This is a genomic window from Pusillibacter faecalis (assembly GCF_018408705.1).
GTDB classification, from domain to species: Bacteria; Bacillota; Clostridia; order Oscillospirales; family Oscillospiraceae; genus Oscillibacter; species Oscillibacter faecalis.
Genome location: NZ_AP023420.1, coordinates 1,539,563 through 1,552,565 on the forward strand (window position 1 = coordinate 1,539,563; position 13,003 = coordinate 1,552,565).

At 51.7% G+C, this 13,003-nt stretch carries 15 protein-coding genes; 3 read left to right on the top strand and 12 right to left on the bottom strand.

All coding sequences use genetic code 11. The features are described 5' to 3' along the window. Window positions 1-13 precede the first annotated feature (13 nt). From KJS55_RS07795 to KJS55_RS07840, 10 genes are all read right to left on the bottom strand, one after another. On the bottom strand, window positions 14-1,597 hold the full coding sequence (locus KJS55_RS07795) for a dihydroorotase (RefSeq protein WP_213543065.1): 1,584 nt from the start codon (window positions 1,595-1,597) through the stop codon (window positions 14-16). Next, the gene (locus KJS55_RS07800; RefSeq protein ID WP_213543066.1) at window positions 1,597-2,640 is read right to left on the bottom strand and encodes an HpcH/HpaI aldolase family protein; all 1,044 of its coding nucleotides are present in this window, start codon (window positions 2,638-2,640) and stop codon (window positions 1,597-1,599) included. The genes KJS55_RS07795 and KJS55_RS07800 overlap by 1 nt, the downstream gene beginning before the upstream one ends. Window positions 2,641-2,657: 17 nt before the next feature. Next, the gene (locus KJS55_RS07805; RefSeq protein ID WP_213543067.1) at window positions 2,658-2,918 is read right to left on the bottom strand and encodes a BMC domain-containing protein; all 261 of its coding nucleotides are present in this window, start codon (window positions 2,916-2,918) and stop codon (window positions 2,658-2,660) included. A 12-nt stretch (window positions 2,919-2,930) separates the two neighbouring features. Then, window positions 2,931-3,209: a BMC domain-containing protein gene (locus KJS55_RS07810; RefSeq protein WP_213543068.1), complete on the bottom strand. Its 279-nt coding sequence runs from the start codon at window positions 3,207-3,209 to the stop codon at window positions 2,931-2,933. Between the two features lie 18 nt (window positions 3,210-3,227). After that, window positions 3,228-3,500 (bottom strand): BMC domain-containing protein, encoded by a 273-nt coding sequence (locus KJS55_RS07815; RefSeq protein ID WP_213543069.1) that lies wholly within the window; start codon window positions 3,498-3,500, stop codon window positions 3,228-3,230. A 19-nt stretch (window positions 3,501-3,519) separates the two neighbouring features. After that, window positions 3,520-3,759 (bottom strand): EutN/CcmL family microcompartment protein, encoded by a 240-nt coding sequence (locus tag KJS55_RS07820; RefSeq protein WP_213543070.1) that lies wholly within the window; start codon window positions 3,757-3,759, stop codon window positions 3,520-3,522. A gap of 37 nt (window positions 3,760-3,796) precedes the next feature. Then, on the bottom strand, window positions 3,797-4,774 hold the full coding sequence (locus tag KJS55_RS07825) for a C-terminal binding protein (protein WP_213543071.1): 978 nt from the start codon (window positions 4,772-4,774) through the stop codon (window positions 3,797-3,799). Between the two features lie 48 nt (window positions 4,775-4,822). Beyond that, entirely contained in the window at window positions 4,823-6,094 is a 1,272-nt protein-coding gene (locus tag KJS55_RS07830; RefSeq protein WP_213543072.1) for a TRAP transporter large permease, read from the bottom strand. Then, complete coding sequence (locus KJS55_RS07835) at window positions 6,091-6,564, bottom strand: TRAP transporter small permease (protein ID WP_213543073.1); 474 nt, start codon at window positions 6,562-6,564, stop codon at window positions 6,091-6,093. The genes KJS55_RS07830 and KJS55_RS07835 overlap by 4 nt, the downstream gene beginning before the upstream one ends. 101 nt (window positions 6,565-6,665) lie before the next feature. After that, window positions 6,666-7,700 carry a TRAP transporter substrate-binding protein gene (locus KJS55_RS07840; protein WP_213543074.1) on the bottom strand — a complete coding sequence of 345 codons (1,035 nt, stop codon included), beginning with the start codon at window positions 7,698-7,700 and terminating at the stop codon, window positions 6,666-6,668. Between the two features lie 388 nt (window positions 7,701-8,088). Between KJS55_RS07840 and KJS55_RS07845 the strand changes: the two genes are divergently transcribed. Then, the gene (locus KJS55_RS07845) at window positions 8,089-8,742 is read left to right on the top strand and encodes a Crp/Fnr family transcriptional regulator (RefSeq protein WP_213543075.1); all 654 of its coding nucleotides are present in this window, start codon (window positions 8,089-8,091) and stop codon (window positions 8,740-8,742) included. An 810-nt stretch (window positions 8,743-9,552) separates the two neighbouring features. Here KJS55_RS07845 and KJS55_RS07850 read toward each other — a convergent pair. Continuing rightward, window positions 9,553-9,750, bottom strand: a complete 198-nt coding sequence (locus tag KJS55_RS07850; protein WP_213543076.1) for a site-specific integrase — start codon at window positions 9,748-9,750, stop codon at window positions 9,553-9,555. Between the two features lie 237 nt (window positions 9,751-9,987). Next, window positions 9,988-10,275: a helix-turn-helix domain-containing protein gene (locus KJS55_RS07855; RefSeq protein WP_187030364.1), complete on the bottom strand. Its 288-nt coding sequence runs from the start codon at window positions 10,273-10,275 to the stop codon at window positions 9,988-9,990. A 143-nt stretch (window positions 10,276-10,418) separates the two neighbouring features. Here KJS55_RS07855 and KJS55_RS07860 point away from each other — a divergent pair, with 143 nt between their 5' ends. Further along, window positions 10,419-11,354, top strand: a complete 936-nt coding sequence (locus tag KJS55_RS07860) for a LysR family transcriptional regulator (protein WP_187030219.1) — start codon at window positions 10,419-10,421, stop codon at window positions 11,352-11,354. Between the two features lie 365 nt (window positions 11,355-11,719). Further along, a complete protein-coding gene (locus tag KJS55_RS07865) occupies window positions 11,720-12,994 on the top strand; it encodes a TRAP transporter large permease (RefSeq protein ID WP_187030221.1) in 1,275 nt (424 codons plus the stop codon). Window positions 12,995-13,003: the final 9 nt, after the last annotated feature.

A 13,003-nucleotide genomic window follows, 5' to 3' on the forward strand; every position in this document is an offset into this window, starting at 1 on the left:
GGATGCGGGGATTTCAATGCTGGAGCATGACACCGCGAAGCTCGTCCTGCACAACCTGCCCGTTGACCGCCGCGACCCAACCGCTCTTGATGGTGCAGACAGGCCAGCCTCGCAGTTCCTCCCCCTGAAACAGTGAGAAGTCCGATCGACTACACAACGTCCGGGGGTCCACGCGTCGCGGCGTTTCCATATCCACGATCACGATGTCAGCGTCCGCCCCCGGCAGCAATGTTCCCTTTTTCGGATAAACACCGAAAATCTTGGCCGGATTCATCGTCATAAGCGGAATTAACTTTTCCAGGGAGATTTCTTGGCAGAAAAATCCCTCGTTCAGAACAGATGCCAAATGAGTTCCCAGTGCGGGATAGCCTGCGTCCGCATTGGCCATCCCTTGCCCTGCTTTCTTCTCAGCAGCGGTCATGGTCACGTTATCTGTCCCAATGGTGTCAATCAGGCCCTTGCGAATGCCGTCCCACAGCGCCAGGCGACTCTCAGGCTCTCGGAATGGCGGAAGCATCTTGCCATAAGCGCCCACCTTACTGGAGGTATCCCGTGTCAGATAGGGCGAGGTTGTTTCCGCATAAAACCGCTCGTGCTTTGCCCTTTCCAGAACCTCCATGCTCTCCTTGCAGGACTGGTGTACCACATAGGTGCGCACGCCGGTTTTTCCACTGAAATACGCGCTGCGGAGCACCGCTTCTCCCTCTGCGATATTGGGGTGCATTCTGCGCCACTGCTCCAGATTGTTCATCGGTTGGCTCTCCAGGCTCTGTGTGGCGCGGTCCACAATAAAGGTATTCTCCGCGTGAATGCACAGCACCGGATCCGACGGCAACTCCCGCAGCTTCTCCATAGCGGCAAGAATGAACCCGTCATCCTGATGGGGATAAAGCCCCCTCACGCCACACATATACACCTTAAAAGAATTCATCCCCCTTCCCGCGTACAGCGGGAGTTCCTGAAGCTGCTTCTCATCCCGCAGAGTGAAATGCGGGATAATATCGATTCTCGAATATTGGGGCACCACGCGCTCCAGCAAGGAGATTGTTGGCAGATAACTCCCCTCGTGGTTAAAAAACGTACCGATGGTGGTCACGCCGCCCAGCAATGCGGAACGCGTTTCTGTCTCCAGTTCGGTCTCCAACGGGGCATACAGGCCTAGATGCGTGTGGGGGTCAATGATTCCGGGGAAGACATATCTGCCGCGAGCATCAATCACCTGGCGGGCTGAGGGATGCTCCAACGTCAGGGCTGCAATTTTCCCGTTCCTGATGCAGATGTTTGTCTCCACCCGCCCGGACTCCGGCAGGACAACGATCCCATTGATGATGGCCAAGTCGTAGTCCAGCCCGTTCCCCGTCTCTGCAAAAGTAGAGATATCCAATCCTTGGGCGCAGGCTGACACAGGCGGCGCGAACACCGCCGCCTGCGGGCCGGAACCCACCGTGCTGGTGGTCCCGGTATGCACAATTCGAATCCCGTAGTGCCTGAGCATCTCCCGGACCACATCTGTCAGCTTGTCCTGCTCCCCTAAGACCAGTTCCTTCTTTCCCTCGCGGAGCAGCGCCTGGAGGTCCGCAGAAGTTATGTATCTCATTACAGCGGCTCTCCTATGGCAGAGCGCAGCGTCTTCATATCCTTGGAGATTATGCTGCCCATCAGCGCCAGCTCCGAATTGATGATAGTCATGTCAAAGCCCTTCTCGTACCAACCTTGGGCTGCCTGAAAATTCGCCGCGAAGATACCCAGCCGCTTTCCAGCGGCACGGGTTTTTTCCCGCATCATCATTACAGTGTTCACTAGCTTTGGGTTAGAATTCTGACCGAAAATCCCCATGTCCATGGAGAGATCACCCGGCCCAATGAAAAGCATGTCCACAAAGTCCGCTGCTTCCTTCAGAATAGCATCGATATTCTCCACTGCGGACACTGTCTCCAGCTGCACCACGATATTAGTGGTATAGTTTCGGTTCTGCTGATCGGCAAGAGCCCCGATGGTGTCTCCATACTCCCACAGGCGGGAGGGGCCTGCACCACGGCGACCAATGGGCGGATACTGGCTGTATTCCCGCAACCGCTTGATGTCATCTGCTGTTCGGATCTGGGGGATCAGAAGAGCATCCGCACCGATGTCCAGTGCGCCGCTGACATGCTCGTAGCTCAGTGTCGGCACCCGTACCATCCCGTATGTGACCCGGGATGCCTGCAGACCCTGCAGCATCTTTTGCAGCTCCGCCAAATGGATGGCGTTATGCTCCGCGTCGATGCAGAGAAAGTCGAAGCCAAAGTGGCCTAGGTACTCGGTCATGATCGGATGCGGTGTTGCAACAAAGGTGCCGATCAGCTTCCTGTCCGAACAGATTGCCTCCCGGAAGGGGGCACGGATGGGCTTGCTGAAGTCCGGCACGCCCGCGTTGCCGTACCCGCCGCTGGGTGATTGGGGTACCGAAGCTGGACCTGCTGGGGCGAAGATTGGCTGCGCCGCCATACCCGCGCCATTGTCAACAAGGACCTGCATTCCTAGCCGCTTCAGTTCATCCCGGGCGCAGTCCGTGAGCAGCGGTGCTTCCGGCAGGGTAATCACCTTTACGCCTCTCTGGTGATAGGCGCGGATATCGCTTTGAGTCAAGATATTCTGCATAGCGGCCCCTCACCACCTCAATAGAGATTTTCCAGGCTGGCATCCGGCTTTGCAATAATATTGGTGTTGACAACCTTTCCGATCCGGTTCACAGCCTCCTCCGCTGCGTTGACCGCAGTGCGGACCGCCCCGATTTCGCCCTTGATGATTACGGCGATCATCGCCTTGCCAGTGTTTTCTTTGCCAACGACCTGAACCTCCGCAGCCTTTAACGCCGCGTCGGCGGCCTCCACGGCGGGCACCAGGCCAACAACCTCAATATAACCGTAAGCATTCATTTCGCAACCTCCTCAATCAGCGATGTTCAGGCTCAGAACCTTTTCGGCGCCTTCGCTGGGCAGCGCGATTACATGTGCGCAATGCACCTGGCCCACAGAGCGGGCCGCTTCCGTTCCGGCATCCACCGCAGTACGCACTGCGGCGATATCGCCCTTCACAGCGACGGTCACATAGCCGCCTCCGATGACTTCCGTTCCTGCCAGCTCAACCTTTGCCGCCTTCGTCATGGTGTCGGCGGCGGCGATTGCGGGAACATACCCTACAACTTCAATAAAACCCCAAGGCTGCATGATCCTCTCTCCTTTCAATCATTCCTCAATTCCAATCATCCGGACCAAGCTCTTGGCAGGATGCGCGACCGCAAGGCAGGCTTCCAGGCAGCCTGTCTGGTTGGCGGCCGCCGCGCCAGCATCCAGCGCCGTATGAATGGCGCTAATCTCCCCCTTGATGACTATGGTGACTAGGCCTGCGCCGACCCACACCTTTTTCACGATCTCCACATCTGCCGCCTTAGCCATCGTGTCGGCCACCTGAAAGGCGGGTACATAGCCCATAGTTTCAATAAAGCCCAAAGAATACATGTTGGAACTCCTTCCTGATTTATCCTTCCGAGATCATGTCAACAATCCCGATAATATAGAGGTCGATGTACCCCTGTGCGCCGCCGTACTGTCTGCTCACCAGAACCTCAGACCCCACGCCGGCGCCCACAAGATCCACCGCCACGACCCGCTCAAGCTTTCCGGTCTCCTCGGTTTGGCAAAGAAGCATCCTCTTCCCTACCAGGCTCTCTTCCTTCTGCTGCGCAGCCACATTTCCGATCACTTTACAAAGAATCATGCTTTTTCCTCCTTCCGGCGCCTGTTTCCGCCTTCTCTCAAAGCCCCAGCTGCTCCCGGTTGAAGAGGAACTGTGGCATCGTCCCCTCCAGAACCGCAATGGCCTGATCCACCATGTGCATCCGCAGGGTCTCAAACGCCTTGCTAGAGTAATGAGCGGAGTGGGGTGTCAGGATCACCGAGTCTATTGTCCGCAGTGGGTGATCCAACGCCAAGGGTTCGCTCTCATGTGTGTCCAGGCCTGCGCCCTGCAAATCCCCGATGCGGATGGCATCCGCTAGGGCGTAAGTGTCGATCAGCGCACCTCTGGATACGTTGACAATGAAGGAATTCTTCTTCATCCTCCGGAAGGCGGCAGCGTCAAACATGTGCCGGGTCTCATCTGTCAGGTGGCAGTGGACGGAAATTACATCAGACTGCTCCAGTAGCTCGTTAAAACTGACCTTCTCCGCGCCGCGGGCCGCGATGGTTGCCGCGTCCAGGAAGGGATCAAAGGCAATGACCCGGCAGCGGAAGGGCTTCAGGAAACGAATCAGATACCGGGCGATATTCCCACAGCCCGCAAGGCCCACAGTGATCCCCGTCAAGTTCCTGGCCTCATATCCCACACTCCATTTCCACTCACCGCTCCGCACAGAGCGATCCAGCAGAGACGTCTTGCGGAACAGATCCAGGATTAAGGCAAACGCGTGGGTCGCCACCTCCTCCAGACAGTAGCCGGTATCGTTGCAGACCCTCACGCCCTGCTCCGTGGCAGCCGGAACATCAATAGAATCCACGCCGATGCCGAATCGGCATAACCCCTTCAGCTTTGGCAGGCCGTTAATGACCCGCTTTGTGTACGGGGCCGCCACCAGGATGTGTATGTCGCAGTCCTGCATCTTCTCCAGGACATCATCCTCCGTGTAGCAATTAAATGTCTCAAACTCGATGCCGACTTTCTGAAATCGCTCCTTTTCATAGGCAAAGTCGATCCCAAGACGGAAGGCATCCGTAAATCCTACCTTAAAGCCCATAAAATCTCCTTCCATTCTTTCAGTAAAACGCTTTCCTGCCGTGCCCAATCAGCCAGGCAGCAGACAAAGCGAGATTCCGGGAATATACGTGACCATCAGCACCGCTATAATCATCAGAAGCATCGGGACGACAATTTTTTTGGAGATTTCCACCACAGAGAGTCCCGTCAGTCCACTGGCAACATAAAGGTTCATACCGATGGGCGGTGTGATGAAGCCTACTGCCAGATTGACGGTCATAAGGCAGCCGAACTGGATGCCGCTCATGCCAAGGCCCGTCATAATGGGGTACAGCACCGGCGCGAAGATCAGGATCGCGGCCACAGTGTCCATCAACGCACCCACAATCAGCAGGAACAGATTGACCAGCAGGAAAATCATGATCTTGTTGGAGCTGATGCTCAGGATCAGATTGGCGATGACCTCAGGGGCTCGTTCCATGGTGAGGATCTTGCCCAGAACGGTGGCGGACGCACAGACGATCATCAGGGGCCCCATGGAGGCCGCGGTACTCTTGAAGAGCGCCGCCAGCTCCGCGAGCTTAATAGTTTTCGTGACAAAGAGACAGATGATGAGACCGTAGAGTACGCTGATAGCAGCTGCCTCCGTGGGAGTGAACAAGCCGCTGTAGATGCCGCCCAAAATGATGACGGGCATCAAAATGGCCCACTTGCTGTCATTTAGGACGCGGCCAAAGCTTTTTTCCTCCACTTCCCATTTGAGCGTCGGCCTGCACTTTTTACAGTACGTGTAGCAGTACACGCACAGCAGCAGGCCCACCAGAATGCCGGGGATGATGCCCGCAATGAAGAGGTCGCTGACAGACTCACCCGTCACTACGCCGTACATCACCATGGGGATGCTAGGCGGAATCATGACACCTAGTGCGCCTGCGGAGGCCAGCAGGCCGGTGGCCCACTTCCGGTCATATCCGATATCCGCCAGCATGGGGATCATGAGACCGCCGATGGCCGCCACCGTAGCAGGCGCGGAACCAGACACCGCGCCGAAAAACAGGCAGGAGAGTACTGCCGCCATGGCGTGTCCGCCGGGCAGTTTGCCCACCAGCTTATGCGCCAAGTCAAAGAGCTGCCGCGCAATACCGCCCTTCGTCATGAGATCGCCGGAGAGCATAAAGAGGGGAACCGCCAATAGCGGGAAGCTGTCCAGCGCGGAGAAGAACGCAGAGATAAAGAAACTCGCTTGCATCCCGCCAGTTAGGAGGATATACCCGACGCAAACCACCAGGATCGCGATACCGATGGGCATGGACAACCCCAGCAGAACAAAAAATGCCAGAAATAACCATCCAATAATCATGTTTCACCCTCCTTGCTCCTTGCCAGCTTTCGAACGTACTTTTCCACCAGCCGGACTATGGTCAAGGCGCTGAACAGCGGCAGAATCAGATACACGATCCACATAGGGATCTTGAGTCCCACGCTCAGGGTACCGTATCGCGCTACTTTCATGAGATAATCCAAGGATATCCGGAACATGTAGCCCATCAGAAGCAGAAACACCGCGTCCAGTGCCACATCCAGTACGGTGATGGCTTTCTTCGGCAGTACGTTCTCAATGAGGTTCACGTTCAGATGCGTTCCACGCTTGATGCCGTTAGCAATGCCCAGGAACGCGATCCAGATGAATGCGTAGCGGCAGAGTTCCTCTGTCCACGGCGCGGAAAAATGAAGGATGAACCTGTTTAGCACCTGAAAGGTCGCGCAAATGAAAATGACCGCCATCAGGATACCGCCCAAGGCTTCCTCAAAAGTATCCTTTTTCTTCACGTTTGTGTCTCCTTAAAAATCAATTTCACGCGTAAATTTCCTGCTATAATTCTCAGCAACGGCACGCAAATTATTTGCGGCCGTTGTGAGAATGTCAGATATTATGCGAAGAAGTCTTCCACCTGGGTGACGATGTCGCCGATTTCCTGCTTCATACTGTCATAGACAGGCTGGCAGGCCTCACGCATTTCCTGGATCATGTCGTCAGAGGCGCTAGTAACGACCATGCCGGCCGCTGTGGCGGTCTCCACCGCGCCGGACTCTTCCTCGTTGACCATATCCCGGGCAGCTACCAGAGTATCCGCCGCGCACTCATCCATGACCTTCTGCAAATCCTCCGGCATGGAATCATAGATGTCCTGGCTCATAACCAGCGGGCATACCGTCAGGATGTGGTGTGTGTCCGTCGCATACTTCTGCACCTCGTAGAACTTCTGGGAGATAATGTTGCCCCAGGGATTCTCCTGGCCGTCCACCGTGTGTTGCTGTAGGGCGGTAAAGAGCTCGGAGAAGGAGATCACGGTGGGCACCGCATCCAGGCACTCCCAGGTCTGCACCTGATAGGTGCTGCTCATGGTACGTATCTTCATACCCTTCAGGTCAGCCATGGACTGGACTTCCTTCACATCGTTGGTCAGCAGCCGGTAGCCGTAGTCCATATAGCCGAAGCAGTGGAAACCGTAATTGCCGAGGCTCTCTGCCAGCTTGCCGGCCAGATCACTCTCAAAAAAGCGGTAGGCGTCCTCTTTGGTCGGGAACAGGAAGGGCAGATCGAAGACTGCCTGATTGGAGTCAAACTGGGTATAGTTGGCACTAGACACCAGGGTCATGCCGATGGTTCCCATCTGAACACCTTCCACACTGCCAACGTCGTTAGCCATGGTGCCGTTGGGATACACGTCCAGCTCCACACGGCCACCACTTCTTTCTTTCACAAGATCCGCCATGTAATAGATGGCCTTGTTGCAGGCGGAATCATCCGAGGTGGTCACAGAGACAGAGATTACATACTCCGGCGCGGAAACAGTGTTTCCGGTGTTGCCGGCAGTACCAGGGGTAGCTGTGGTGGAGTCCCTGCATGCCGCTAGGGAGAACACCATGAGCATTGTCATGGCCGCCGCTATAAACTTTTTCATAATTGCTTCTCCTTCTCTTGGTTTTTCGCAGCCTAGCTTCTCTCTTCTACTCCCGGCCACGTTTATATTCCTTATATTGCACCAAACGGCAAAGCCGTATCTATGACCGCCGTCACAAGTATGTCCCAATCTTTACCTGGTTTGTTTTGTATAAAATGACGTATTTTTGCAAAGTGCGCAAATATTTTTTCTGTTTTTTAACAAAGGTTAGGAACTCTCAACTTCTTCCGCCTGAAGTTTATCTTGCGTTTTTTCGCATTTTCCATCATAATATAGTGAAAGTATTGTGGCCCCCTGTCTGGGGTAAACATTTCTGCTGCAGCCGTCTCCACGGCTCCCGCACAGCCCGCAGCACCTATAAATCTTGATTGGATTGGGGGAATCCTGCTTGCCGGACAACAAACTATATCCAAATCAGATTTTACAGCTTGTGCAGAACCCAATCATTCAAAGCTACCACGCCGGAGACATGATCCTTCAGCAGGGGGACAAATGTCCTGAGATGTTTTTTATCATCGAAGGTTCTGTCCGCACTGTACTCTTGACATGTCAGGGAGATGAGTTCCTGGTTTCCATCCATGGGCAGGGTGAGTTCATTTGCGAAGCAGCCTACATCACAAACCGGGGCTCCATTCTGTCCATCTACGCCATGGATGATGTCCGGTTGTTGAGCCTGTCCGACCATGCTTATCACGCGCTGCTAGCCAAGTATCCGGAAGTCAGCACCACCATCATGATGAGCATTTCACAGAAGCTGGACATGGTAGTGGACAGGCTGGAGCGTTATGCCACCAGCGGGATTCCTCCCCGAATCGCCAGTATCCTGCTACTCTTCGCTGAAAAGTACGGCATCCCGACGTCGGAAGGCATCAAGATCAACTACCGGATGACCGACTCCGAACTGGGTGTCTATACCAACGCCAAGCGGGAATCCGTCAACCGGACGCTGAAAAAGTTTCAGAATGAAGGGCTGATTCAGAAGGACAGAGAATTTCTCTATATACCTAACATTGAGGCATTAAAAAGACTTGCGGAAAAATAAAAAATCTCCTCTTTGATTTTTACGCAAAAGAGATACCACTCTCTATTGGTATCTCCTTTGTATTTTTAATGTCATAATAGGAGAAACTAATTCCGTATTTACAGGTCCTCTTTTGAAGAAGGAAACAGAAATACTAAGGACAACGAATAAAATCACCGTACAGGAACGGGGATATCGATTTTAGTGACCGTATATTTTTTGGTATGATTCATCTTGTTTATATACTTCCTCCCCATTTGTTGGCGTGGGCATGGCGCAGAGGAAGTTGCCTGAGTTGGAAAGCGTCACTTGATAATCGTTTCGATTCAAGCTGCTCACAACAATATTATTTAGCTTCATGAAAAAGGCCCGGCTCCGCCGAATCTGGCGGAGCCGGGCCTTTGACCAATATCAGAAAATAAGCGGGTGGGCGCAGTGGAGAAGGCAGATATTGGGCCTGCAAAAAGTGGGGTAAAAATTGCCGGAAAACACCCAACCGCAGGCCTTTGACATCCATACGTATCTTCACACGCAGGAGGTCACTGGTTCGAGTCCAGTAGTCTCCACCAAACAGTTCCTGATTTCGCAAGAAATCAGGAACTGTTCTTTTGCTCTCCGCGAAATAGTTGACCACTTCTTTGGGCCGTTTTCCGCCGGCCCGAGCCGTGACCCATGTGGGAAAAGGAACAGCCAACACCGGACAGGAAATTCTCTGCCCGGTGCTGGCTGTTTGTGGGTTTTAGCTGCGGTTTTCCACGTTGCTTGTGTGGAATTTGGAGGGTGTTGTTTGTCATATCTCACATTGCCTGACTGATGAGGCTCCCGATGGTATCAGCCGCGTCTCTTTTCGTGTCCGCCTGGCGTGGGTGCAGTGCTCAGGGTAAATCCCGCACTGTAGTGCCCCAGGGCACTGGAGCGCGCCTTGCCATCCGCCCCGTTTTTCAGGGACAGCATTACAAACGTGTGCCGCAGGCCGGTGGTCAGCTCCAGGTAGTACACTGCCAACAAGCCCCGCTTGTCCGCTTCCATCAGGTAAGGACCGATCCTCTCCTATGGGAGGACTTTGATCTCCCGCATTTCCATCTTCGAGAGTTTACAGCCGTGGGCGGAATTCACCAGAATCGACCGTTCCTCAGCTGCCTGTTCCGTGCAGTTGTTCAGCAGGGTATGGCTGCCGTGGGCCAGTCTGACACGGAGTCTCTTCTGTTTCGGCTTGATATGCTGATCCCGCTGTACTCCGTAACTTCAAACAATCCATAGGGTATCCTATTTGTGATCCTTGTTTCTCAGCATATCTGCTAATTCCGTTAATAAGGCCACCTCTTTAGAGTCTAAACCCGATACATTGACACGCTCAAGGGACTCAATCCCTAATAAATAATCCGTGGATACAGAAAATACTTTGGCGAGCTCTACCAGACATGCTGGCGATGGCATAGAGAGCCCCTGCTCCCAAGAGTTTACTCCGTTCCTCGTCACATCTACACGGCGGGCAAGCTCTGCCTGACTCCAATTGCGTGCTTCTCTAAGCTTTTTTATTTTCTGTGCAATCATCACTTTTTTGCCCCCTTCACAAATCATTATAGTTAACATATATGATATGTCATTATCATTTATGGCTCTATAACTTGACATTTGAGGGACAAAAAATTATACTGTTTGCGTGAGGAAGGTCAGACTTACTTAAGAGGTTTTTCATGTATATAGGACGAAAATATTATTTTTTAGTCATTGCGGAAACACAAAATTTGACAAAAGCAGCGCAGATACTTCATGTATCGCAGCCGTCGTTAACCCAGTATGTGAATCGATTAGAACAGGATCTTGGCGTCAGACTTCTTAACAGAAATCATACCCCTCTGCTATTAACAGAAGCAGGCAAACTATATTTGAACTATATCAAGGGCTCCCTAGATTTGGAACAGCAGTTTCGAACGCAGCTAGAGCACTATCGTCAGAAAGAAAATTGCAGGCTTTCTATCGGGGTTCCAACACAACTGATTCCAATGGTCTTTGGCTCCATTATCCATGAGTTTATCCAAAAGACGCCTCAAACCATTTTGTCCTTGAAAGATGGAACATCTCTGACCGTTCTGGACCAAATCACAGAAGGAACCGTTAACATTGCAATATTTCACACTGAAAAGAAAACGGATTCCCGATTTGTGCGGCATATTTTGCAAACAGAGCGCTTGCTTTTAATATGCAATCGGAATAGCCCTTTAGCGGCAGGGCGTGTCGGAACCAGAGAAAAGCCGCTTTTTCTAACAGAAAAAGATTTACCTCTTTTTAAATTCATGGTTTTTGTTACTTTTTCTCCCCAATACTATATTAATAAATTTATGGACGCATACTTTGAAAAAATCAATGATCCATCGCTCTCTGTCATGGAACTCCCCAATATGCGGACGGCATTTGATTATATTTTGGCCCCTAAAAGCAACGGGATTGCCGTCCTTTCTGACTTTGTTTTTCAAAGCGCTTCTTTAAATGATGTTACTTTTTTCAAACTGAAGGGATACTCGCCTAAATGGTACTTAACTGCAAATTACCGTACCCAAGAAATACTATCTGACACGGAATCTCTTTTCTGGGACACAGCCATTCGAAAAACGGTCTTTCCGGATGTATAGGAACAGAAGGGATCACCGTTAGAGCTCTTCTTGTCCGTTTGTTATAACATGAATATTATGATCCGAATAAATTATTAGTATTTTACATTTTTTTTAACTTCAATCTATCCTAAAGATATATCCCGATGCCTTTTTTCGGGGAAAAGCATCGTTGATCTCGATTCTTTTTGACAGGTACGTTTCCTCCCTGGAGGGGGCCTTACTTCACCAAATGGAATCCACCAAAACGAACGAGCGGAAAGCTTTGTATTCATTTCACTTTATCTAGATAATTCGATAAACTGTCCGTGAGCGCTCTCATGATCAGAAAAAAGGGGGCAAAGATGCCGTTCATCTTCATTTTATTTAAAATCAGGAGGTAAATTATGGGTGTTATCGTCCTTTTTCTGTCGTTTTTTGTATTTATTTTTGTGGGATCTCCAATTGCCTTGGCATTGGGCGGCTCGGCACTGATCTATATCGTGTTGTTTGCCAATGTTTCTCCGCTCATTGTTATGCAGCAGATTTTGGCAAGTGTGAATACCTACACCTTGTTAGCGGTTCCGTTTTTCATTATGGCTGGTGCTCTGATGGAAACAGGCGGTATTTCTAAACGCATTGTTTCTTTCTGCCAAGCCCTTGTTGGCCACTTTACAGGCGGTTTAGCTCTCGTGGTTGTTTTGGCTAGTGTTTTCTTTGCTGCTATGACCGGCTCTGGTGTCGCTGCTTGTGCCGCAGTCGGCGGTATCATGATTCCTATGATGGTTAAAAATGGCTACCATAGCGATTTTGCCTGTGCACTGCAAGCAACCTCTGGCATTTTTGGCCCCCTGATTCCTCCCAGCATCGTCATGGTTCTTTATGCTGTCTATGCAAATCAATCTGTCAGCACCATGCTGATGGCCGGCGTAGGTCCTGGACTGATGCAGGCTGCGATGGTTTGTATTCTGGCAGTTTGGATTTGCCATCGCCGCGGCTATGCCGGTGTTGGCAGTTTTTCTATGAAGAGGCTTCTGAAAGAGTTTGGGTCTTCTTTCTGGGCTCTTTTAGCTCCAGTCATCATTCTGGGCGGGATCTACTCCGGCATCTGTACCGCCACGGAGGCCTCCGGTGTTGCATGCTTTTATTCCATTCTTGTCGGTCTTTTTATCTATAAGGAAATGAACTGGAAAACCATGCTGGAATGCTTGGGAAAAGCCATGAAAAGTACGGGCAATATCATGCTGATTGTCGGCGCATCCGGCGCATTTTCCTGGGTTTTAACAAGAGAGCGAATCGCTTCTAAATTGGCAAATACGCTTTTGTCCATTACTTCCAGCGAAGTATTATTCTTGATCGTTGTCATGCTCATCTTGCTGTTCCTTGGGTGCTTTATTGACTCTGTACCGATCACAACGATTATGACCCCGATTCTCGCGCCCATTGCAATGGAGTATGGCGTCTCCCTTGTCCACCTTGGCGGAATCATGGTCAGCGCCACTTGTATTGGGCTGATTACTCCTCCCATGGGCTTAAACCTCTTTATGGCTGCTCAAGTTGGCAATCGTCCCATTCACGCCGTCATCGGTGCCATTAAACCCTTTATCCTTGTGACAGTCATTGGCCTGGTTCTTGTTGCATTCATCCCGCCCATTACGACCTTCCTGCCCGGCCTGCTGTAAATAAATTTT